This is a genomic window from Methyloversatilis universalis EHg5, from assembly GCF_000378945.1.
Lineage (GTDB): Bacteria > Pseudomonadota > Gammaproteobacteria > Burkholderiales > Rhodocyclaceae > Methyloversatilis > Methyloversatilis universalis_A.
On the sequence record NZ_KB900539.1, the window covers coordinates 1917529 to 1940000 of the forward strand.

Genomic DNA, 22472 nt, shown 5'->3' on the forward strand with positions numbered 1-22472 from the left:
GCTCAGCGTCTGGACACTGCCTGTTCCAGCCGTTCGAGCGCGTCGCGGATGACTGCGCGCGGCGACGCAAGATTGAGCCGCATGTGGCCGCTGCCGCCGGTGCCGAAACTGGTGCCCGGATTCAGGCCGAGGCCGGCTTCGTGGATGAAGAAATCGCGCAGCGCGGCGTCGTCCAGCCCCAGCGGCCGGCAGTCCAGCCACATCAGGTAAGTGCCTTCGGGCGCGTAGGCGTGAATGCGCGGCAGCCGGTGCGCGAGCAGATCGATCACTTCGTCGCGCGTGGTTTCGAGATAGGCCATCAGCGCATCGAGCCAGGGGCCGCCTTCGCGGTAGGCCGCTTCCAGCGCCGCCAGACTGAACGGGTTGGACGCGCTCACGTGCAGCTGGCCGAAGGCGCGCGCCACCGCGTCGCGTTCGGCTTCGTCGGCGATCAGCGCCGACAGTCCGAGCCCCGGAATGTTGAAGGTCTTGCTCGGCGCTACCGTGGTGAGCACCCGGTCGCCGCTGCGCGCCAGCGTGGCAAGCGGCGTGTGGCGCACGCCCGGGTAGGTGAGATCGGCGTGGATTTCGTCGGCCAGCACCACCAGTTCGTGGCGGCGGGCGATGTCCAGCAGGCGGTCCAGCTCTTCGTGCGTCCACACCCGGCCGACCGGATTGTGCGGCGAGCACAGCAGCAGCAGCTTCGAGCCGGCTCGCGCGGCACAGCCTTCGAGCTGGTCGAAATCCATGGTCCAGCGGCCGTCGCGCTCGATCAGCGGGTTTTCCACCACGCGCCGCCCGGTGTCGCGGATGGCGGAAAAGAAGGGCGGATACACCGGCGGCTGCACGATCACGTTGTCGCCCGGCCGGGTAAAGGCCTGTACTGCGGCGTACAGCGTGGGCACCACGCCCGGGCAGAAGTGGATGTGCTCGCGCGCCACGTTCCAGCCGTGGCGCGCGGCCAGCCAGCGTTCCAGCGCCTCGAAGGCGCCGTCCGGATAGACCGTGTAGCCATAGACCGGATGCCGGGCGCGTTCGATCAGCGCCTCGGTCACCGCCGGCGGCGCGGCGAAGTCCATGTCGGCCACCCACAGCGGGGTGACCGCCTCGGTGCCGAACACCGTCGCACGGCCGTCGTGCTTGACGCTGGCGGTACCGGCGCGCGCGATCGGGTGATCGAAATCGAAATGCATGGTCAGCGCACCCGCTCCCATACGGTCACTTCGGACAGCGTGTGCTGGAACTTGCGGCGGGTTTCGCGGATGACGAAGGGCACGTCACGCGGCGCGCTCACCATGCGGAAGTGCGTGCCCAGCACCGCCTTCAGGCCGTCCAGCGTGGTCCAGCTTTCGCCGTCCTTCTTGTAGCCGCCCAGCCAGTCCGCGCGCGGTGTGTGCTCTTCCAGCCAGGTGTAGGGCGAGGCGATCATCAGCAGGCCACCGACGTTCAGCCTTTCATGCACCGCCTTCAGGAAGGCGGCCGGGTCGTACAGCCGGTCGATCAGATTGGCCGCGAGGATGAGGTCGTAGCCGGTGAGCACCGACTTCAGATTGCAGGCGTCGCCCTGCATGAAGGCCACCCGGTCACGGACCGCGCTCAGGCCGAGGTCGGCCAGCCGGCGCGTCTTGTACGACACCAGTTCGCCTTCATCGACCAGCGTGTAGCGGAACTCGCCCTGTTCGGCCAGATGTACGCCGGCGTTGATGAAGCGGGCCGAGAAGTCGACGCCGGTCACGCGTTCGAAATGGCGGGCCAGTTCGAAGCTGGCACGTCCGGTGGCGCAGCCCAGATCGAGCGCATGCCGCGCCGGGCGCTCACCCATGGCTTCGATCGCGATGTCGGCCAGCGCCTTCGGGAAGTTGGGAACGCCGAAGTACTCGTCGCCGAAATGGAATTCGGCGTACTCGGACAGCTGGCGGTCGCTTTCGTAATAGACATTGGGCGCAGTGGCCGGTGCATCGCTGATCACGTATCGGAACCCCGCATGCTGGAAGAAATGGCGGCGGAAGGCGTAGCGCGAGGCGCGGGTCGCTTCGTTGCCGCAGGAAATCCACGAACCGCCCTTGATCAGGTTGTGGCGGGCGTCGAACGTGGGCGTCGAGAAATCGTCGTAGATCGGGTGCACCTCGAAACCGGCGAAGGGGTAGATCGGCGTTTCGGTCCATTGCCACACATTGCCGACGACGTCGAAGAAGTCGCCGTGGGCGTGGCGATCGACCGGACAGGACGAGGCGTGGTGATCGAGGTGCAGATTGGCGTCCGCCCGTGACTGGGCGGGTACTTCGGCCACACCGGCCGCGTCGTAAAGCCGGTACCACTCGTCTTCGGTCGGCAGCCGCACCGTACGACCGGTCTGCGCCGACTTCCAGCGACAGAATGCACGCGCCTCGTGACAGTTGGTTTCCACCGGCCAGTTCCACGGCATCGGCACCTCTTCCAGCATCAGTCGCAGATGCCAGCCGTCGCTCCTGCGCACCCAGAATTCCGGATGGTCGATGCCGGTCTGCAGCCGGAAGTCGCGCCAGCCGCGGCCTTCGTCGTCCCACCAGGCGTTGTTGCGGTAACCGTCGTCGTCGACGAAGGCGAGGTACTCACGGTTGCTCACCAGCAGACGGCTGGCTTCGAAGCCGGCCACCGTAGCTTCGCGGGTTTCGTATTCGTTGTCCCAGCCATAGACCGGGTCGTCGCGGCGCCGCCCGAGCACGGTGCGGCCGGCCGGCACCGGCGCCAGCGTGTTGGCCGGCGGCTCACCCGCGTCGCGACAGGGCGCCCAGGCCGGGTGGGTGCGCACGAAATCGAGCCGGCTCTGGCGGATCAGCACCGACGAGGTTTCGAGGTGGATGCGTTCGTGCTCGATGCCCATCACGATGCTCCACCACGGGTGCGACCAGTGGATGGGCGCGGTCAGCGGTGCTTCGCGGATCACCCGGTCCACCGTCTCGCGTACCCGGTTGCGGTAGTCGCGTACCGCCTGCACCGTCGGCCAGGCGTAGTTCGCATCGTTCAGGTCGTCCCAGCTCATTTCATCGACGCCGACCGCGAACATCGACTCCAGCCGCGGGTCGAGCCGCTCGCCGATCAGCCCGGCCAGCAGCAGCTTGTTTACGAAGAAGGTGGCGGTGTGGCCGAAATAGAAAATGAGCGGATGGCGCAGCGTGATCGGCTTGCGGGTCCAGGCCTCGTCGCAGGTGAGTACTTCGAACAGCTGTTCGTAACGGCTGAAAGTGGCATGGAAGTAGTCGCGCAGCGTGGCGCGCAACTGCTGCACATCGCTCGTGTCGAGCCGTGGCGTACGCGGGAAGAGGGTGTCCTGGTGAGCGTTCATGTTGTTGTGCTCCGGCATTGATGGGTGCAGCGGCCGTGTGCCTGGCGGCGACCGCTGCTCTGACGCGTGCGCGCATCGTCAAGTTCATTGCGCCGTCACGGAGGCAGGCGGATCGCGTCTCGCCGCCCCGGCGCATGCCCGGACGGCGCTTGAGCCCGCCATTGTGCCTGCACGGCGTGCACTCGGTGAGGGCCGGTCGGCACCATCGGCTGCGCGGTGCCCGGGCAGGTCGTGGACTTTGCCCGTGCTCTGCCGGGTGCAGGGTGCATGACGGCTGCGTGCCGGGGCCGGACACTGCGGCAGTCGCCATTCCGCACGCCTTCCGATGCTGCGTACCGTTCTCCTTTGCCTGCCCTTGCTGGCGGGCTGCCCGATCGCCCTTGCCGACAATCAGTTCTGCGGCGGCGCGCAGAAGCCGGCCTCGCCGGACGACCTCGACAATGCGGTCGGCGAACTGTCTCTGCAGTACATCGCCAGCCAGCCGGCCGGGCCGGTCAGCTGCGCCGCCGGCTATCTGCTGTCCAAGTGCGGCGACCACGAAACCGCCAACCGGGTGTTCGACAAGTGCATCGCGGCCGGTTACACCGGTGCGCTGATCTGGAAGGCGCTCATGTACGAGAACGGGCAGGGCGTGCCGAAAGATGCCGCCCGGGCCGCCGACATGCTGTACCGCGCCGCCACCAGCGGCGACCCGTACTACGGCCCGCTGGGCAAGATGCACTACGCCACCGCACTGCTGCAGGGACGCGGCGTGCTGCGCGACGAACAGGCCGCGATGCGCTGGTTCCGAGAGGCGGCGGCCGAAGGTGACGAAACCGCGCAGGAATTCCTGCGCACCGGCCGCCATACCGCGGTGCGCGACGAAACCGGTCGTGGCGTCGGCGATGCACCCGGCGAAGGGGCCGGCAGCACGGCGGTCCCGGGCAGCGAGGCTGACCGGGCGCTGGATGCCGCCGCTGGCGAACTGTCGCTCGAACTGCAATCGGAAACCGCCGGCGCACGCGGCGCACCGCCTGCACCGCCGCTGTCGGCTCAGACGATGACCGCGCGACGCCTCGGGGGCGATGCAACGGCCATCCGGCCGCTGCCGGTTCCGCCGCCGGACGCGGCCGGAAGCCCGGCCCTGCCGGCCGGCCGGCATCTGGTCGAACGTGTTCTGGCGCCGGCTGCCGGAACGCCGGCCAGCCCGCTGTGGCTGCTGCCCATGCTGGCCGCCTTCGTGGCCGGCGCGCTCGCCCGCCTGCGGCCGTGGCCCCGCGCCGCCGCAGCGCGACCGGTGGATGCCCCGCGCCGGCCACTGCTGCGCCGCGCCGCCTGAGCGCCCGCCTTCTTCTCAACACCCGTCAAGGACTGGAATCCGCATGACCTCGCAGATCGAAACCGCGCTTTACGGCCTGAGCCAGCTCTTCATGCTGCCGGTGCTGGTCGTGATCGCAGCACTTTTCCTCTACGCCTTCTACGTGCTCGGCAGCTTCATCGTGCAGGCACTGCAGCGCCGGGCCGGCCAGCCGGCCGGCTTCGAACTGCGCCAGGCGCTGCGCGCTGACCCGCGCATCAGCCTGGGCGAGCTCGAAGTGCTGGCCGCGCAGCGGCTCGAATGCGTGCGCATCGCGACCCGGGTGGCGCCGCTGCTCGGACTGGTGGCCACCATGATTCCGATGGGCCCGGCGCTGGCCGCGCTCGGCGATGGCAAGGTGGCTGACATGTCGCGCGGCCTGGGCGTGGCCTTTTCGGCGGTCATCCTGTCGCTGATCGCATCCGCCATCACCCACGCGGTGGCCCAGGTGCGCCGCCGCTGGTACGCCGCCGACCTGCTGCAGATCGAGCGTGCGGTCGATGAAGCGCTGCCGTACGAACTGCTGCCGGAGGCCGCGCGATGAGAACCCGCCTGCTCGATGACACGGAGGACGACGATCCCATCCTGTCGGTGGTCAATCTGATCGACGTGTTCCTGATCATCATCGCCGCGCTGCTGATCGCGGTGGCCAGCCATCCGCTGAGCCCGTTCGCCGCCGGCGACGCCACGCTCATCCGCAACCCCGGTCAGCAGGACATGGAAATCGTGGTCAAGAAGGGCGACCGCATCAGTCGCTTCCAGGGCGAGGGCGAAGCCAGTGCCGGCCGCGGCGTGAAGGCGGGCACCGCCTACCGGATGGAGGACGGCTCGCTGGTCTATGTACCGGAGTGAGCGGGGCGTCCGCTTCAGTCCGGCTCCGGCGCGAAGGCGGTGCCGCCGTCGACGATTTCTCGCTTCAGCCACTCCACCAGCAAGCGGGTGCGGCCGGGCAGCAGCCGGGCGTGCGGATAGACCAGACTGACCGGCCGCGGCGGCGGTTCGAAGTCGCGCAGCACGACGCGCAGCGCGCCGCTCGCCAGATGCGGCCGCACCTGATAGCACAGGAAAAGGCCGAAACCGGCGCCAGCGGCGCAGGCATCGACCGCCGGCGCGATGTGGTTGAACTCGAGGTTGCCGCCGACCGGCACCGGCAGCGCGCGGCCATTCACCTGGAAAGTCCATGACAGGCTGGCCGCGCCGGTGAAGCGCACGCAGGGCGCGCCGCGCAGCGCGTCCGGATGCGCCGGTTCGCCCTGTGCGGCCAGCAGCGCAGGGCTGGCCACCACCACCCGGCGGATGTGGCCCAGCGGCTGCGCGATCAGGCCGGAGTCGTCGAGCGTGCCGATGCGTACGCCCACATCCACGCCTTCTTCCAGCAGATTCACCACGCGGTCGTGCAGCAGCACCCGCAGTTTCACTTTCGGGTAGCGCAGCGCGAAGCGGGTGACTGCCGGGGCCACATGCATCTGGCCGAACTGCACCGGCGCGGTGAGCGTGAGCGGCCCAGACGGCTCGGTTGCGCCTTCCTTCAGCGCTTCTTCCGCGTCCTGCACCGCCGACAGCACGCCGCGGCAGCTTTCCAGATAGCTGCGGCCTTCGTCGGTCAGTGCCACGCGACGGGTGGTGCGGTTCATCAGCCGCACGCCCAGATGCGCCTCCAGCGCCGCCAGCGTGCGCACCACCGCCGGCAGCGAACTGTCGAGCAGGCGGGCGGCCGCGGTCAGGCTGCCGTGCTCGGCGATGGCGACGAAAGTACGCATGGCTTTGAGGGTATCCATGGCGGGGATATTACTTCGCTGTGCGGAGCAGTGTTATCCGGTTTCGTGCATTTATTGCTTTGAGTGGAATGCGGATACTGCATCCCGTCGCATGTCGTTCGACCTCAACCGGAAAGGAATCCGCATGACCCTCACCGCCACCCACCGCCCGGACGCGCCCATCCTGCTGCACGGCTTCAAGCTGTCCGGCCACAGCCACCGTGCCGAAATGTTTCTCGAACTGCTGGGCCTGCCCTACACCTTCCGTCAGGTCGATCTGGCCGGCGGCGAACACAAGACGCCGGCTTTTCTCGCGAAGAACGCCTTCGGCCAGGTGCCGGTGATCGAGGACGGCGATACCGTGGTGGCCGATTCCACCGCCATCCTGGTCTATCTCGCCCAGCGCTACGCCCCCGGTCGCTGGATTCCGGCCGATCCGGCCGGGCAGGCCGGGGTGCAGCGCTGGCTGTCGGCCGCCTCCGGCATGGTCGCTTTCGGCCCCTGCGCAGCGCGGCTGGTGACGCTGTTCAACGGCGATTTCAATCCTGCCGAGGTGATCGCCCGCGCCCACCGGCTGCTGAAGGTGATGGAGGGCGAACTGGCCGCGCGCGACTGGCTGGTCGGCAGCGCACCGACGCTGGCTGACGTCGCGGTCTACACCTACGTCGCGCACGCACCGGAAGGCAATGTGTCGCTCGACGACTACCCGCATGTCCGCGCCTGGCTGGCGCGGATCGAGGCGCTGCCCGGTTTTGTCGCCATGCCGCAGAGCAAGGTCGGCCTGCGCGCCTGAACGCCATGGACCCGCTCGAAGCCCCGACCGCCGATCCCTTCCACGCCGGCGAGCACGCGCTGCAAGCGCGGGCCGGCCTGCGCGCGCGCATGGCCGACATCGGCGCGCGCGTGATCCGCGACCACATGCCGGACCAGCACCGCGATTTCTTCGCGCTGCTGCCTTTCCTGTTGGTGGGCAGTGTCGATGGGCAGGGCCAGCCCTGGGCGTCGGTGCTGCACGGTGCGCCGGGTTTCGTGCGGTCGCCTGACCCGCGGCGGCTGCGCATCGCGGCGCGGCCGCCGGCCGGCAGCGCGCTGGCGGCCCATCTGGCAGCGGGTGCATCGCTCGGTCTGCTCGGCATCCAGCCGCATACCCGGCGGCGCAACCGGATGAACGGCCGCGTGGTGGCCGTGGGCGACGATGGCTTCGAGGTGGCGGTGGAACACAGTTTCGGCAACTGCCCGAAATACATCCGCGTGCGCGAAGCCCGTGTGCTGACGGACGCCGGTCAGCCCGGCGCGCCCGAAGCGGGTACGACGCTGGACGATGAAGCACGCGCGCTGATCGCCGCCGCCGACACGCTGTTCATCGCCAGCGCGCACGCCGGTCAGGCAGACGTGTCGCACCGCGGCGGCGCGCCGGGCTTCGTGCGTTGCGACGACGAAGGCCGGCTACTGCTGCCCGATTACGCCGGCAACTTCTTCTTCAACACGCTGGGCAATCTGCTGCTGGAACCGCGTGCCGGGCTGCTGTTCATCGATTTCGAACGTGGCGATCTGCTGCAGCTGTCCGCCATCGCCGAACTCATATGGGATGGCCCGCTGGTCGATGCCCATCCGGGCGCGCTGCGCCTGCTCCGGCTCACCGTGACAGGAATGGTCAGAACACGCGGCGGTCTGCCGCTGGGATGGACGGCCGGCGACTGATCCGGAGATGACGGCGGGGCGCGTGGACTGTGGCGCCGCCGCGCGCGATCAGCCCTGTATGCCCAGTTCGCGCGCCGAGGCGAGCACCGCGCGGGCATCCACGCGGGCGGCGTTGAGCCGGTTGGCGAGCGGGCCGATCAGGGCGTCCGGCGTGAGCACCGCCTGTTCCGACGACAGCAGTTCGTTCAGCTCACGACGTGCGCCCTCCATCTGCGTGGCGGCGTGGGTCGGGTCGGACCGGGCGGTGAGCCGGCGCGCCGCTGCCAGATGGGCGAGCAGCAGATAGCCGCGGGTGGTGAGCGCGTTGATCGGCGCCAGCGGCAGCTGTTCCGATGCCGGTTCGTCGCGCATGCGGGCAGCGGCGTCCGACAGCGCGGCCAGTGCGTCCTGCACCTGCCGACGGGCCAGCCGGTAGTTCAGGTCGGTGGTGTCCGGCACCAGTGCCACGCTCACGTAGTCGCGCAGCGCGCCGAGCAGGCGGGTGGCCAGCGCCGGCACGGTATTGCGCTCCCAGGTCGGCAGCACGCGGCTGAACAGCCAGGCGATCGCCACGCCGACCGCGGTGTCGAGGAAGCGCTCGGAAATGTGGAAGCTGCCGGGCGCGATCAGGTGCAGCTGCAGCAGCGACATGACGCAGGCGGCGGTCACCGTGACCCGGTAGCGCACCGTGATGAAGGCGTGCGCGATGCCGATGCAGACGAACACGATGCCCAGCAGCACTTCGGGCGCGCTCACCCAGTGCAGTACCGCGGCGACGAACAGACAGCCCAGCGCATTGCCTACCATGCGGTCGGTCTGTCGCTGCTTCGTCTGGCTGAAGCTGGCGCGCATCACCAGCGACACGGTGAGCAGTATCCAGTAGCCGTGGCTGGCCCAGGGCAGCCACTGCGACAGCGTGAAGGCGGCGGCCATCGCCAGCGTCAGCCGCAGCGCGTAGCGCAGCACCGGTGAATCGGCGTGCAGCGCCTCGCTGAGTGCGCGCGGTGCGAAGCTGGAGCGGGACAGGAAGCGGCCCATGTCGGCGCCATCCACGCCGACCGGTTCGCGCAGTGCGCGGTCGACCCGGCGCAGGCCGTCGATGGCGCCAAGCAGTTTGCGGCGGCCGGCTTCCAGCACCGCCAGCGCAGCGCTGCGGTCGGTGGCGGTATCGGCGGCCAGCGCGGCCACCTCGATGTCGAGCGCGGGGCGGGTGTTGCGGTAGGGGGTGTCGTCGAGCACGGTGTCGCGGCCGGACAGATCGCCGTGCGCCAGACGCAGCACATCGTCGGCGGCGGTGCGGGTCATCGCGGCCAGCAGGCGCAGCACGCGGTGATCGCCAAAGGCTTCGCGCAGCGGCGCGTAGTCGCCCTGGCTGGCGAGCACCGCCTCGTGCGCGTCGATCAGCGCGAGCAGGCCGTTGGCCAGCGCCTGCTGTTCCGGCGTGCAGTGGTCGACCAGCACGAAGTCGCGCGCGGTCTGCAGCCGTTCGCCGAACACCGCCTGCCGTCTCACCAGTTCGGCATACACCTCGTCCAGATCGCGCGCCGGGTCGAACAGCGCAGCCTTGCCACGCACGTAGTCGGCGAAGGCGTACAGCGCGTCGACCAGCGCCCGCCGGCGCATTGCGGTGTCGGTCAGCCGGGCCATCCCGACCGCATAGGCGAGATAGCACAGCCCGCCGGTGAACTGCAGCGCGAGGTGCATCGCCTGTTCGCGCGGCGGCAGATCGGGCTGGGCCAGCGTGAACGCCATCACCATCATCATGCCGTAGCCCAGCGGCAGGCCTGGCTTGCCCCAGGCGGTGGCCATCGCCGACGCGAAGGTGATCAGCAGCACCGCGGCGCCGAGCAGCGGCGCGCTGTGATGGGTGGCGAGCACGATGAGCGCGACCGCCGGCATCTGCAGCAGGTTGGCCAGCTGCAGCGGCAGCTTGTTGCGGCGGGGCACCGGAATGTCGGTCAGGCTGACGATGAGGGCGCCGGCGGCCATCGCGATTGCGGTCCGGGTGTCGGCCACCGCCCAGGCGAGCAGGGTGACCAGTGCCACGCCGAGCGAACAGCCGAAGCCGCTCAGTGCGTGATGGTTGCGGATCTGGCGCGACAGCAGCGGGTTGCGGGCGATGCGGCGGAGCATGGGTGAGCGGCGTGGATGAACGATGTGCTGAACGACGTACTGAGGCGGAGCGGATTCAGCCGCGGTCGCGGCGGCGCTGCAGCGCGAATTTCAGCAGCGCGGCGGCGCTGTCGAGATCGAACTTGCGCTTGATGTTGATGCGGTGGCTTTCCACCGTGCGCACCGACAGATCGAGCCGCGCTGCGATTTCCTTGTTGCCCAGGCCGTCCGCGATCAGGTCGAGCACGTCGCGCTCGCGCGGCGTGAGCTCGGCTTCGGGCAGGCTGGCACTGACCAGGGCGTCGGCCACGCGGGCGCTGAAGTAGCGGCTGCCGGCGCCAACCGCATCGATGGCGGCGACGATTTCGGCCGATGGGCTGTCCTTCAGCACATAACCGCGCGCGCCGGCGCGGAAGGCTTCGACCACATATTGCGGCTCGTCGTGCATGGTGAGCATGATCACCTTCAGATCGGGCGCGAGCTGGTGCAGCCGCCGGGTCAGTTCGATGCCGTGGATGTCGCGCATCGAAATGTCCATCAGCACGCAGTCCGGCGCGTGCCGCTGCACCGCGTCCATCGCTTCGGCCGCATTGCCGGCTTCGGCCACCACGGTGTAGCGGTCAACCGTTTCCAGCCGTGCGCGCAGGCCGTCGCGCACCAGCGGGTGGTCATCGACGAGCAGCAGGCGAAGGGTGGCGGTCATGGCGTCGGAGCGATCGGTCACGCGAGGGGCAGGCGGGCGGACAGCAGCGTACCCGAGCCGTCGGAATAAAGCTCGAAGCGGCCGCCGAGTGCCTCGATGCGCTCGCGCATGCTGCTCAGGCCCAGACCGCGCTGCGGCGAGGCGGACACCGCTTCGACATCGAAGCCGCGGCCGTCGTCGCGGATGTCCAGCCTGAGCGCGCCGCCCTCGGCGACCAGCCTGAGCGTCAGCCGCGTGGCGCGAGCGTGGCGTTCGACATTGTTCAGCGCTTCCTGCAGCAGCCGGAACAGCGCGGTGCCGGCATCGCCCGGCGCGACCAGACTGTCGTCCGCCTCGATCTCTACCGCGACGCCGCTGCGCTGGGCGAATTCGTCCAGCACCTGACGCATGGCCGGCACCAGACCCAGCGTGTCCAGCATGGTCGGGCGCAGGCCATGCGATATGCGGCGCACGTCGCCCAGCACCTCTTCGACGCCGGCGAGACCGCGTGCCAGCGTGCCGCGCGCGGTGGCTGCCGCATCGGGCAGCGGCTGCGCCTGGTCGAGCCGCGCCTGTGCCGATTCCAGCAGGAACTTGACCGATACCAGACTCTGGCTCACGCCGTCGTGCAGTTCGCGCGCTACCCGGGCCCGCTCCTTTTCCTGCGAGCGCACGACCTGGCGCGCCAGTTCGCGCATCTTCTGTTCGGCGTCGCGCCGGTCCGACACATTGAGCGCCAGCCCGGCCAGCGCCACCAGCAGCGTGGCCACCACCGCGATGCCGGCGATCACGCCCATGGTGTTGCGTATGGCGACCTGTGCCTGGCGGTCCATGCGCTCGCGTGCCGCCACGATGTCGTCGGTGTACAGGCCGGTGCCTATCATCCAGCCCCATGCCGGCACGGCCGCCACATAACCCAGCTTGTTCTCGCTGCGGCCGGTGGAGGGGCGCAGCCACACGAAGTCGACGAAACCGCCGCCCTCGCGTGCGCGGGTGATCAGGTTCTGTATCGTGGGCCGGCCCTGGGCGTCGCGCACGTCCCACAGATTGCGGCCGACCAGATCCGGCTGGCGCGGGTGCATCAGTGCGCGGCCGTCCATGTCATAGACGAAGAAATAGCCGTCATCGCCGAATTCCAGCTGGCGCAGCACGTCCAGCGCGGCGGCGCGCGAGGCGGCGTCGTCATGCACGGTCAGATGTTCGATGCTGGCCAGCGCCAGCGTCACGTAGTTCTGCAGCTCGTGCCGGCGGGCGTCCATCAGGGCCGGCTCGACGATGGCGTGTTCCGCCTCGGTCAATGCCTGTGACTGCAGTTTCACCACCGCCGCCACCGCCGCGATGGCGAGCAGCAGCGGCACGACCGCAAGCAGGACGAATTTCAGGCGCAGTTGCATGGCGCGATTCGGGAGCAGGGGCCCGAATGATAAGGGCTGCGACCGGCTTGCTGATGATCTTGTGGAGGCCGCGGACCGGTGAATGCCCGAAGGGTGTTCGCAGCGACGGGCCCGGCCGGTGACAGGTCGCCGCACTCACCGGCTGTCCGGATTGAGCGCCCGCATCGCGGCGGGGGCGCCGCTCCCGCAATCGTCGCACCGCCCGGCATCTTTCCGGGGTGACGACGATGCGCCGTGATCGCTGCGGGGGCTGTCCGGTGACGAAGGGCGCTGTCGCCCTCGGCCTACACCGCGCTGCCGCATCGCCGATACGCCCGCCGGGCGCTGACGGCCATGATTCAGTCCATGCAGCAGCGATCGCCGGCGATCTGCCAGCGGACACATTCCCAACCACCCGATCAGGAGGTCGTCATGCTCAAGTGGGCACTCATCTTCGCACTGATATCGCTGGTGGCCGGCCTGTTCGGCTTTACCGGCATCGCGGCCGGTGCCGCAGGCATCGCCAAGATCCTGTTCTTCATCTGCGTCGCGGTGTTTCTCATTTTTCTGGTGCTCGGCCTGCTGGGCATCAAGGCCTTGAGCTGAAGCGCCACAGACATCGCACCAGGCATTGAACGAGGCATTGAACCAGGCGGGGCGGATCGCCGCCCGCTCGATTTTTTCCAACCACCGAGAAAGGACGTGTCATGAACAGCGACCGTATCGAAGGCAACTGGAAGCAGCTGAAAGGCAAGGTGAAGGAGCAGTGGGGCAAGCTCACTGACGACGAACTGGACGTGATCGAAGGGCGGCGCGAACAGCTGGCCGGACGCATCCAGGAGCGCTACGGCGTTGCCCGCGAAGAGGCGGAACGCCAGGTGCAGGACTGGGAAAAGCGGCTGAACCGCTGACGCACCAGCGGCCCTGACGGGCGATATCGCGCCTTTTCCCTGTGATCAGGTGACATCTGGTTGCAGGGCGGAGTGCGGAATCGCCCAGTCTCTTTCCCCCACCGGGCGCGGCTCTTGTACAAGACCGCGCCCGCTCCTTTGAAAGACCAAGGGTAAACCCCTACGTGTTTTCACTCGACGGTGCTGCGTAATCGCACCGATGCGCCCCCTCGGGCCCGCTGCCCATACTCCGGGCAGGCCGCAAAGAGGCGGTCGCGGGCAGCCCGGGTACACCGGGCGTCATCGAGAGGAGACACATGAACACACTGCTACCCAAACTTGGCTGGGCCGCGCTTGCGCTGCTCGGTGCATTCGCGCTCGGCGTGGTCGCGCTGTCGCGCGGCGAAACCATCAGCGCACTGTGGATCGTCATCGCTGCGGTGTCGGTCTATTTCATCGCCTATCGCTTCTACGCGCGCTTCATCGCCTACAAGGTGATCGGCGTCGACGGCTCGCGCATCACGCCCGCCTGGGCGAAGAACGACGGTCTGGACTATGTGCCGACCAACCGCAACATCCTGTTCGGTCACCACTTCGCCGCCATCGCCGGCGCCGGCCCGCTGGTCGGCCCGGTGCTTGCCGCGCAGATGGGCTATCTGCCGGGCATGCTGTGGATTCTGGCCGGCGTGGTGTTTGCCGGTGCGGTGCAGGATTTCCTGGTGCTGTTCATTTCCAGCCGTCGTGACGGCCGCTCGCTGGGCGACCTGATCAAGTCGGAAATGGGGGCGGTGCCGGGCGTGATCGCGCTGTTCGGCGCCTTCATGATCATGGTCATCATCCTGGCGGTGCTGGCGCTCATCGTGGTGAAGGCGCTCGCGCACTCGCCCTGGGGCACCTTCACCGTTGCGGCAACGATTCCCATCGCCATCCTGATGGGCATCTATATGCGCTACATCCGTCCGGGCAAGATCGGTGAAATCTCGCTGGTCGGCTTCGTGCTGCTGATGGCCGCCATCGTGGTCGGCGGCTGGGTCGCGGCCGATCCGGTGTGGGGCCCGATGTTCACCTTCGACGGCAAAGAGCTGACCTGGATGCTGATCGGCTACGGCTTCGTCGCCTCGGTGCTGCCGGTGTGGCTGCTGCTCGCCCCGCGTGACTACCTGTCGACCTTCCTGAAGATCGGCACCATCGTCGGTCTGGCGCTGGGCATCGTGTTCGTTGCGCCGCAGCTGCAGATGCCGGCGGTCACCAAGTTCATCGACGGCACCGGTCCGGTATGGTCGGGCAACCTGTTCCCCTTCCTGTTCATCACCATCGCCTGCGGTGCGGTGTCCGGCTTCCATGCGCTGATTTCGTCGGGCACCACGCCCAAGCTGCTGGACAAGGAAACCGACGCGCCGCTGATCGGCTACGGCGGCATGCTGATGGAGTCCTTCGTCGCCATCATGGCGCTGGTTGCGGCTTCGGTCATCGATCCGGGCGTGTATTTCGCGATGAACAGCCCGGCGGCGCTGATCGGCAAGACCGCGCAGGAAGCGGCCACCGTGATTTCGCAGTGGGGCTTCGTGGTGACGCCCGAACTGCTGACGCAGACCGCGGCCGACGTCGGCGAATCGACCATCATTTCGCGTGCCGGTGGCGCGCCGACGCTGGCGGTGGGCATGGCTCACATCCTGCATCAGGTGATCGGCGGCCAGGGCATGATGGCCTTCTGGTACCACTTCGCCATCCTGTTCGAGGCGCTGTTCATCCTGACCGCGGTTGATGCGGGCACCCGTGCCGGTCGCTTCATGCTGCAGGATCTGATGGGCACCTTCGTGCCGGCCTTCAAGCGCACCGAAGCCCTCATCCCCAACCTGGTCGCGACCGGCCTGTGCGTCGCCGCCTGGGGCTACTTCCTGTACCAGGGCGTGGTCGATCCGCTCGGCGGCATCAACACGCTGTGGCCGCTGTTCGGTGTCGCGAACCAGATGCTGGCCGCTGTCGCGCTGGTGCTGGCCACCGTGGTGCTGGTGAAGATGAAGAAGCAGCGCTACATCTGGGTGACCGTGCTGCCCACCGTGTGGCTGCTCGCCTGCACGCTGACCGCCGGCTGGCAGAAGGTGTTCAGCGAGAACCCGAAGATCGGCTTCCTCGCGCACGCTGCCAAATTCAGCGCCGCCGCCGAAAACGGCGAGGTGCTGGCACCGGCCAAGAGCATCGAACAGATGCAGCAGGTCATCTTCAACGACTACGTCGATGCCGCGCTGGCTTCGCTGTTCGTGCTGGTGGTGCTGTCCATCACCTTCTTCGGCATCCGCAAGGTGCTGCAGGCGCTGCGCAGCGAACACCCCACCGTGCGCGAAACCCACCACGGCGTGCATGCCGAGGCGGTCAAGGCCTGACATGAAAGCGCCACGCTCACTGCGTTCGCAACGCCCGGAAGGGGCTGTGGCTGGCCGTCGGGCCGCGCGGTGCGCGTGGAGTGCTGATCTGAACACGTCCGGGCACTCCGGCTGGCTGCGCGCCCCACAAGGGCCGCAAGCCGTGCCTGCCGCAGATCTGCCGACCCCGCGGGTCTGTGGCAGGCCGGGCGTGTCCCCGGGAGCGCGACATGTTTAAGGACCTGGCCCGGATGGGCGAATACCTCGGGCAAGCTGCCCGCCTCATGGTGGGGCTGCCCGATTACGATACCTACGTTCAGCACATGCGCATGAAGCACCCTGACCAGGCGCCCATGACGTATGAAGAGTTTTTCCGTGAACGCCAGGAGGCGCGCTTCGGCGGCGCTTCCGGCAAATGTTGCTAGACCGGCGTCCATGATGACGTCGGTCTTCACCGATGTACCACCCTCCTCCTATTGGCCGGGGCCGGCGCAAGCCCGCCCCGGCATCTTTTTTCCGGGGAGCGAGAACCGATGAATACCCATACTGAATCCGTACCGGTCACGCTGCTGACCGGTTTCCTCGGCGCTGGCAAGACCACGCTGCTGAACCGCCTGCTGGCCGCGAATCACGGTCAGCGCATCGCCGTGGTCGAGAACGAGTTCGGTGCCGCCGGCATCGACGGTGCGCTGCTCGACCGCGCCGCGGTGTCGGTGACCGAACTGTCCAATGGCTGCATCTGCTGCACCGTGCAGGGCGAGCTGGGCGATGCCCTGGCCGGCCTGCTGGCGCAGCGCGATGCCGGCGAACTGGCTTTCGACCGCCTCATCGTCGAAACCACCGGTCTGGCCGATCCGGCGCCGGTGGTGCAGACCTTCTTCAACGACGCCCGGCTGCGCGAGCGCTACCGGCTCGACGGTGTCGTCACCGTGGTCGATGCGGTGCATTTCGACGGCCAGTTCCGCCGCGAGCGCGTCGCCGCCTCGCAGGTGGCCTTCGCCGATCGGCTGCTCATTTCGCATGCCGATCTGGTGACGCCGGAGGCCCTCTACGAACTGTGCACCCGGCTGCAGCGCGTGAACGCGCGTGCGCCGCTCATCGTTGCCGGCAGTCCGGACGAAGACTGGCGCGACCTCTTTTCGATCAAGGGCTTTTCGCTGGACGAGCGCGGCCTGCCGGTACGTGGCTGGCATCCGGTGTCGCCGCGCGCGATTTCCGGCATTGGCGGCATGGCCCGCAAGTCCTGGGACGATGCGGTCGGTTCGCTGCTGCTCGAATGCGATGCCCCGCTGGACCTCGACCGCGTCGGCGCCTTCGTCGATGCGCTGATCGCCGAACACTCGGTCGACCTGCTGCGCTACAAGGGCATCCTGTCCATTGAAGGCGAGCCGCGCAAACTGATTTTCCAGGGCGTGCATCGCATCGCTGGCTTCGATTACGGCCGCCCGTGGGAGCAGGGTGAAAGCCGGCAGAGCCGCGTCGTGCTGATCGGCCGCAATCTGCCGGTCGAGGTACTGCGGGCCCGCTTCTTCGCCACCGTAGCCGCCCCGGCGGTCGAGGCCGCCTGACCGGTCACTCGTTTCGCCGCGATGCGGCTTCGGTTTTCGCGTGCCTCTTTTTTCACGGCCGGCATCGCGGCGGGGGCGCCGCTCCCACCAGGACCGGCTCGGCTTGCCGGGTGATCGCACCGATTCATGCTTGCGAGACAGGGCAGCCGCCTGAAAACCCCAGCCATCACCCTTGCGTTGGGAGCGGCGCCCCCGCCGCGATGCGGCTTCGGTTTTCGCNNGNNTCTTTNTTCACGGCCGNNATCGCGGCGNGGGCGCCGCTCCCACCAGGACCGGCTCGGCTTGCCGGGTGATCGCACCGATTCATGCTTGCGAGACAGGGCAGCCGCCTGAAAACCCCAGCCATCACCCTTGCGTTGGGAGCGGCGCCCCCGCCGCGATGCGGCTTCGGTTTTCGCACGTTTCTTTCTTCACGGCCGAAATCGCGGCGAGGGCGCCGCTCCCACCAGGACCCGGCTCGGCTTGCCAGATGATCGCGCCGATTCATGCTTGCGAGGCAGGGCAGCCGCCTGCGTACCCCAGCCATCACCTCCGCGGTGGGAGCGGCNCCCCCGCCGCGATGCGGCTTCGGTTTTCGCGTGCCTCTTTTTTCACGGCCGGAATCGCGGCGGGGGCGCCGCTCCCACCAGGACCGGCTCGGCTTGCCGGGTGATCGCGCCGATTCATGCTTGCGAGACAGGGCAGCTGCCTGAAAACCCCAGCCATCACCCTTGAGGTGGGAGTGGCGCCCCCGCCGCGATGCGGCTTCGGTTCTCGCGTGCCTCTTTCTTCACGGCCGGCATCGCGGCAAGGGCGCCGCTGACACAAAGGCCGATTCAGTGTGCGGAGTGGGGTCAGCGCGCGTAGTCGCCGGCGCGCTCAGGCTGGTACACCACCTTGTCTATCCGCACCCCCAGCGTGCCGCCGGCCGGGCCTGGCCATTCGATGCGGTCCCCTTCCTTCAGGCCAAGCAGTGCGCTGCCCACCGGTGCCAGTACCGACACCGTGCCGGCGCCGTCGGTCACGTCTTTCGGGTACACCAGCGTGAGGCTCTGGGTTTCGTTCGCAGGCTCGATGCTGAAGCGGACGGTGGAATTCATGGTCACCACGTCCGGTGGCACTTCACGCGACGGCACGATGTCCGCGCGCAGCAGTTCGGCGGCCAGCGCATCGCGGCCGGGCATGCCGCGTGCGGGCAGCGTGGACAGCAGCGCCTCCAGGCGGTCGGTGTCCAGTTCGGTCAGCGTGATGGTGGGCTTGATGGTCGACGTCTTGTTCATGGTCATGTCCTGTGCGGCCTGCGCGCGGTCCGGCCGCGTGCAGGCATGTATGGGGTGGGGAGCAGGGCGGGGCGCGCTGCCTTCAGGGCAGTCGCGGCATACCGGCCGTGCGCGGGGAGCGATGACGATGCACCGCTCAGGCGGCGACGGTCCGGTGTATCTGTGCGGATGGACGGTCGCCGTGACGGGGCTGGCAGGCGGTCATCTCCGGGCGCGGTCCGCCGGACAGGCACGGCGCAGCCTGCCGCAGGGCGGCATGGGCGAAGCGCGGGCGATGTGCGGAGCGGATGTTCACGATGGCGTAGGGGGCTGCGTCCGCGATGAAGGCGGACGACACGGATGCAGTGTGGGAGATGAACCAGAACCGCGACCGTAACACCCTGGGCGCCTGCGGGCAAGTCGCTGCCCGCCGCCTCTGTTTCAGGGTGTTTTCCTGAGGACGGCGCCGGTCTGCGCCCTCATGCCAGCCGTGGCGTCGGTCGCGATGAAGACACGTAGATGACCGCGTCGGTCAGCGCCCGCACGTCGTGTTCCTCCCCCGGCGCGGTGTACAGGTAGTCGCCCGGCTCTAGTTCGGCGCCGCCTATCGCCACCCGGCCGGCGATCACCAGTACGTCCTCGCCGGCTTCGTGGCGATGGCGCGGAAACAGGCTGCCGGCCTGCAGTCGCACGACCGAGGTGCGGCCGCCTTCTTCGTGATTGCGGAACAGGCAGCGTTCGACGCCGGGCACGTCGGTGGCGGCCCAGTCACGTGCTGCGGCGCGGTAGATGTTCATGGCAATGCTCCGTGCGGCGATGCAGGCCGTCAGTGTGCACCGACGGTCGGTCGCCGCGGAAGCCCGCGGTGCGGGGTGGGCGGCGAAGCATGCGCTTACAGAACGGGGCGCATCCATGCCCTGTGGCCTATGGCGCGCTCGTGCCGGTCGGGACATGATGGATTCATGACTTTCCGGTGGCCGGCCAGTGCGGCCGTACCCCGATCTTTCTGGAGTACCGCATGCTCGAGTGGGCACTGGTGTTCGCGCTGATTTCGGTCGTGGCCGGCCTGTTCGGTTATGGCGGCATTGCAGCCGGTGCCGCCGGCATCGCGCAGATCCTGTTCTTCCTGTTCCTGGCGATCAGCGCTGTACTGCTGGTGCTCGGTCTGGCCGGTCGGCGGGCGCGCCGAGGGCGTCTCCCCGCACGCACGCCCCGCTGAAAGCCTTCGACAGCGGTGTTGTACCGTCGCCACTTGCCCGGGCAGGCGACTGCGGTACGCCTTGGCCGGCATGCCATTGATTGCACTCGGTATTGTAGTGAAGTCGCCGCATTTCTGGCGAAGGTCGGCGATCAGCCGGGCCGACAGCGCGGCGCCCGCCGTATAGACTTGGGCCTCTCTTTGATCTGCTCGCACGCGGCCGTGCGGCACCGTTTCGTGCCCTAGACGCTGCGCCCCATGCGCCTTCACCGACTTTTCTGGCTGGTCTGCCTGCTGCTCGCGGTTACCGTGCTTGTGCTGTCCGCCCACATCGTCGCCATCGAGTGGGAACGTGCCGACCGCGCCTCCCGCGGGCTGGAGGCGATAGAGCGCCTGCGCCACATGCTGGTGGCGGCGGAAATGGCCTCGCGCGAACGCGGGCCCTCCAACGGCCTGATGGGCGACAGGGTGCCCGGCGGCGATCCGGAGCGCGTGGCCCGGCTGAACGAAGCTCGCGCACGCACTGATGCCGCATTTCACACGCTTGAACAGGCCCTGGATGTGTCCGGCCATCGTCGCGACGACGTGAGCGCCGCGGTACGCCAGGCTGCGCGCGATCTGGCCGCCGGCCGTGACGAAATCGGCCGCATAGCCCGGCTGCCGCGGGCCGAACGCCGGCCGGACGACATCACCGCTGCCATCGGTCGCATGTTTCTGGTGATCGAAGATCTGTCGCTCGGGCTGACGCGGCTGATGAACGAGGCGCAGGCCGCCTATCCGCGTGCATCCGACGCATTGAGCGGTGCGCGCATCGCGGCCGAACTGCGCGAGCAGGCCGGGCGCCTCGGTTCGCAGTTCACCGTTGCGCTGACGGCACGCCAGCCCTTGCGCGACAGCGAACGGATAGAGATCGAACGGCTGCGTGGCCGGGTCGAGCAGCTGCGCCAGTTGCTGGTGCAGCGCACCGCCGCCGCACCGGAACGCACCGCGATACATGGCGCGACCCACGTCATGCTGTCCCGCTACTTCGGTTCGGCCATGCCTTTCGTCGAGGCGCTGACCGTGCGCGGCCGCAGCGACGGCAACTACGACATCGACGCCGCCGGCTTCGCCGCCCGTTACGTGCCGGACATGGATGCCATCGTCGAACTGCGCGACGTGCTGCTCGACCAGGCGCTGAGCGAAGCCCGCGTCGGCGCGGTGGAAGCGCGTACCGCACTGTTCTGGATTTCCGGTGGCGGGCTGGCCGCACTGGGCCTGCTCGGGCTGACGCTGTGGGTGGTGCACCACCGGGTGGTGCGTCCGCTGGAGGAAACGACCGAACTGATCGTGGCCATCGCGCGCGGCGACCTCGACCGCACGGTGCCCGAGCCGCGCCATCGCGACGAGGTGGCCGACGTGCTCAGGGCGATCGGCGTACTGCGCGAGAACAGCGTCGCGCGGCGCGCGCTGGAGGACGAACGGCAGCGGCTGGTGGAACAGCTGCGCGACCAGTCCAATACCGACTTCCTGACCTGTCTGCCCAATCGCCGCGGCTTCTTCACGCTGGCCGAGCGCCAGCTGCCCAATCTGCAGCGTCACGGCTACCCGGCGGCCATCGCGCTGTTCGACATCGATCACTTCAAGCAGGTGAATGACACCTGGGGCCATGCGCTGGGCGATGCGGTGCTGGGCGAGGTGGCGCGACGCTGCCAGCTCCACTGTCGCCGCGGCGACGTGATCGCGCGCTACGGCGGCGAGGAATTCATCCTGCTCATGCCGCACTGCGACCTCGCCAGTGCGACCCAGCAGGCCGAGCGCCTGCGTGCAGAGATCGAATCCACCGTGCTCGAAGCGGGCGACGCGGGCGTGGTGAAGGTGACCGCCAGTTTCGGCGTGGCCGAATGCCGGCTGCAGGACGACACGCTGGACCCGGTCATCGCGCGGGCCGACGAATGTCTGTACCGGGCCAAGCGCCAGGGGCGCAACCGGGTGGTGGCGCACGACGCCGGCTGAGAATGCCCGCCGGGCAGCTGGTGCCGGCGGCGCTCAGTCCAGCTGCACGCCGCAGTGGTGGCAATAGACGGCCTGCGGCAGATGACCGTCGCTGTCGCAGCGCGCACAACGCCGCGACGCGGGCGGACTGCCGTCGCGGTGTTCGTCACGGTGGCGGCGCAGCGTCATTTCAGACGTGACGATGCCGGTCGGCACCGCCAGCGTGCCCCAGCCCAGCAGCATCATCATCGAAGAAATCAGCCGGCCCAGACCGGTCCTGGGCGTGATGTCGCCGAAGCCCACCGTGGTCATCGTGGTGATCGCCCAGTAGATGCCGACAGGAATGCTGGTGAAGCCATTGGCCGGGCCTTCGACCACGTACATCACCGAACCCATCACCACCACGATCATCAGCACCACGCTGAGAAACACCAGAATCTTGCGCGAACTGGCTGCCAGCGCCTCGCCCAGCGCCTGATATTCCGACAGGTAGGCTGTGAGCTTGAATATGCGGAACACCCGCAGCAGGCGCAGCACCCGCACGTCGATCAGCGCGTGCAGTTCCGGGAACAGCAGCGCCAGATAGGTGGGCAGGATGGCGATCAGATCGACGATGCCGAAAAAACTGGTCGCGTAGCGCAGCGGCTGGCGCACGCACAGCAGGCGCAGCACGTATTCGACCGTGAACAGCAGCGTGAAACCCCACTCGGCGATCTCGAACACGGTGCCCCAGCCGCTGTCCGGCGCGATCACACTGTCGATCACCACCACCGTCACGCTGGCCAGAATGAGCGCGATCAGCACCTTGTCGAACAGCACACCGGCCGGCGTGTCCGACTGATAAACCACCTTGTACAGCGCACCGCGCCAGCCGGGCAGCGGCGCGTCATTCGAGGGGAGCGGGCGGTTCATGGCACGGAGCGAGGCGATGTCGGGGGCGTCGCTGCGCATCATAACGGTGCGCGGCAGCCCTGCGAATTCGCCCGGTGCGGCGGTA

At 68.4% G+C, this 22472-nt stretch carries 21 protein-coding genes; 12 read left to right on the forward strand and 9 right to left on the reverse strand.

Features of this window, described 5'->3' with window-relative positions; genetic code table 11:
- Positions 1–2 precede the first annotated feature (2 nt).
- Positions 3–1193 (reverse strand): MalY/PatB family protein, encoded by a 1191-nt coding sequence (locus tag METUNV2_RS0108960; protein ID WP_018229134.1) that lies wholly within the window; start codon positions 1191–1193, stop codon positions 3–5.
- Positions 1175–3304 carry a 5-histidylcysteine sulfoxide synthase gene (ovoA, locus tag METUNV2_RS0108965; RefSeq protein ID WP_026188010.1) on the reverse strand — a complete coding sequence of 710 codons (2130 nt, stop codon included), beginning with the start codon at positions 3302–3304 and terminating at the stop codon, positions 1175–1177. Before ovoA ends, METUNV2_RS0108960 begins: the two co-directional genes overlap by 19 nt.
- A gap of 325 nt (positions 3305–3629) precedes the next feature.
- Here ovoA and METUNV2_RS19030 point away from each other — a divergent pair, with 325 nt between their 5' ends.
- From METUNV2_RS19030 to METUNV2_RS0108980, 3 genes are read left to right on the forward strand one after another with little or no spacing between them, the layout of a single operon-like run.
- The gene (locus METUNV2_RS19030; protein ID WP_018229136.1) at positions 3630–4622 is read left to right on the forward strand and encodes an SEL1-like repeat protein; all 993 of its coding nucleotides are present in this window, start codon (positions 3630–3632) and stop codon (positions 4620–4622) included.
- Positions 4623–4665: 43 nt separating this feature from the next.
- Positions 4666–5184 (forward strand): MotA/TolQ/ExbB proton channel family protein, encoded by a 519-nt coding sequence (locus METUNV2_RS0108975; protein ID WP_018229137.1) that lies wholly within the window; start codon positions 4666–4668, stop codon positions 5182–5184.
- Positions 5181–5492 (forward strand): DUF2149 domain-containing protein, encoded by a 312-nt coding sequence (locus tag METUNV2_RS0108980; protein ID WP_018229138.1) that lies wholly within the window; start codon positions 5181–5183, stop codon positions 5490–5492. The genes METUNV2_RS0108975 and METUNV2_RS0108980 overlap by 4 nt, the downstream gene beginning before the upstream one ends.
- A 14-nt stretch (positions 5493–5506) precedes the next feature.
- On the opposite strand, the gene METUNV2_RS0108985 is transcribed toward METUNV2_RS0108980, so the two are convergent.
- Entirely contained in the window at positions 5507–6418 is a 912-nt protein-coding gene (locus tag METUNV2_RS0108985) for a LysR family transcriptional regulator (protein WP_018229139.1), read from the reverse strand.
- Between the two features lie 124 nt (positions 6419–6542).
- On the opposite strand from METUNV2_RS0108985, the gene METUNV2_RS0108990 reads away from it, so the two are divergent.
- Positions 6543–7190, forward strand: a complete 648-nt coding sequence (locus METUNV2_RS0108990; protein WP_018229140.1) for a glutathione S-transferase family protein — start codon at positions 6543–6545, stop codon at positions 7188–7190.
- A 5-nt stretch (positions 7191–7195) separates the two neighbouring features.
- Positions 7196–8098 carry a pyridoxamine 5'-phosphate oxidase family protein gene (locus METUNV2_RS0108995; RefSeq protein ID WP_018229141.1) on the forward strand — a complete coding sequence of 301 codons (903 nt, stop codon included), beginning with the start codon at positions 7196–7198 and terminating at the stop codon, positions 8096–8098.
- 48 nt (positions 8099–8146) lie between these two features.
- Here the strand turns inward: METUNV2_RS0108995 and METUNV2_RS0109000 are convergent, their stop codons facing one another.
- The 3 genes from METUNV2_RS0109000 to METUNV2_RS0109010 are packed head-to-tail and all read right to left on the reverse strand — an operon-like array spanning position 8147 to position 12265.
- Complete coding sequence (locus METUNV2_RS0109000) at positions 8147–10210, reverse strand: FUSC family protein (RefSeq protein ID WP_018229142.1); 2064 nt, start codon at positions 10208–10210, stop codon at positions 8147–8149.
- Between the two features lie 55 nt (positions 10211–10265).
- Entirely contained in the window at positions 10266–10892 is a 627-nt protein-coding gene (locus METUNV2_RS0109005) for a response regulator (protein ID WP_026188011.1), read from the reverse strand.
- A 17-nt stretch (positions 10893–10909) separates the two neighbouring features.
- Positions 10910–12265, reverse strand: a complete 1356-nt coding sequence (locus METUNV2_RS0109010; RefSeq protein ID WP_018229144.1) for a cache domain-containing protein — start codon at positions 12263–12265, stop codon at positions 10910–10912.
- 411 nt (positions 12266–12676) lie between these two features.
- Between METUNV2_RS0109010 and METUNV2_RS19570 the strand changes: the two genes are divergently transcribed.
- The 5 genes from METUNV2_RS19570 to METUNV2_RS0109035 all read left to right on the forward strand — a co-directional run bounded on the left by METUNV2_RS19570 (position 12677) and on the right by METUNV2_RS0109035 (position 17065).
- Positions 12677–12850, forward strand: coding sequence for a DUF1328 domain-containing protein (locus METUNV2_RS19570; RefSeq protein WP_018229145.1), 174 nt, complete (start codon positions 12677–12679; stop codon positions 12848–12850).
- A 101-nt stretch (positions 12851–12951) separates the two neighbouring features.
- On the forward strand, positions 12952–13155 hold the full coding sequence (locus tag METUNV2_RS0109020; RefSeq protein WP_018229146.1) for a CsbD family protein: 204 nt from the start codon (positions 12952–12954) through the stop codon (positions 13153–13155).
- Between the two features lie 296 nt (positions 13156–13451).
- A complete protein-coding gene (locus METUNV2_RS0109025) occupies positions 13452–15518 on the forward strand; it encodes a carbon starvation CstA family protein (protein WP_018229147.1) in 2067 nt (688 codons plus the stop codon).
- A gap of 209 nt (positions 15519–15727) precedes the next feature.
- A complete protein-coding gene (locus tag METUNV2_RS0109030; protein ID WP_008059558.1) occupies positions 15728–15922 on the forward strand; it encodes a YbdD/YjiX family protein in 195 nt (64 codons plus the stop codon).
- 108 nt (positions 15923–16030) lie between these two features.
- Positions 16031–17065, forward strand: coding sequence for a CobW family GTP-binding protein (locus tag METUNV2_RS0109035; RefSeq protein WP_018229148.1), 1035 nt, complete (start codon positions 16031–16033; stop codon positions 17063–17065).
- Between the two features lie 833 nt (positions 17066–17898).
- Here the strand turns inward: METUNV2_RS0109035 and rnk are convergent.
- Positions 17899–18324 (reverse strand): nucleoside diphosphate kinase regulator, encoded by a 426-nt coding sequence (rnk, locus tag METUNV2_RS0109040; protein WP_018229149.1) that lies wholly within the window; start codon positions 18322–18324, stop codon positions 17899–17901.
- Positions 18325–18782: 458 nt separating this feature from the next.
- Entirely contained in the window at positions 18783–19100 is a 318-nt protein-coding gene (locus tag METUNV2_RS0109050; RefSeq protein WP_018229151.1) for a cupin domain-containing protein, read from the reverse strand.
- Between the two features lie 221 nt (positions 19101–19321).
- Between METUNV2_RS0109050 and METUNV2_RS0109055 the strand changes: the two genes are divergently transcribed.
- Positions 19322–19522, forward strand: coding sequence for a DUF1328 family protein (locus tag METUNV2_RS0109055; RefSeq protein WP_026188013.1), 201 nt, complete (start codon positions 19322–19324; stop codon positions 19520–19522).
- 237 nt (positions 19523–19759) lie between these two features.
- On the forward strand, positions 19760–21496 hold the full coding sequence (locus METUNV2_RS0109060) for a GGDEF domain-containing protein (RefSeq protein WP_018229153.1): 1737 nt from the start codon (positions 19760–19762) through the stop codon (positions 21494–21496).
- Positions 21497–21529: 33 nt separating this feature from the next.
- Here METUNV2_RS0109060 and METUNV2_RS0109065 read toward each other — a convergent pair whose 3' ends face one another.
- A complete protein-coding gene (locus METUNV2_RS0109065; protein ID WP_026188014.1) occupies positions 21530–22387 on the reverse strand; it encodes an ion transporter in 858 nt (285 codons plus the stop codon).
- Positions 22388–22472: the final 85 nt, after the last annotated feature.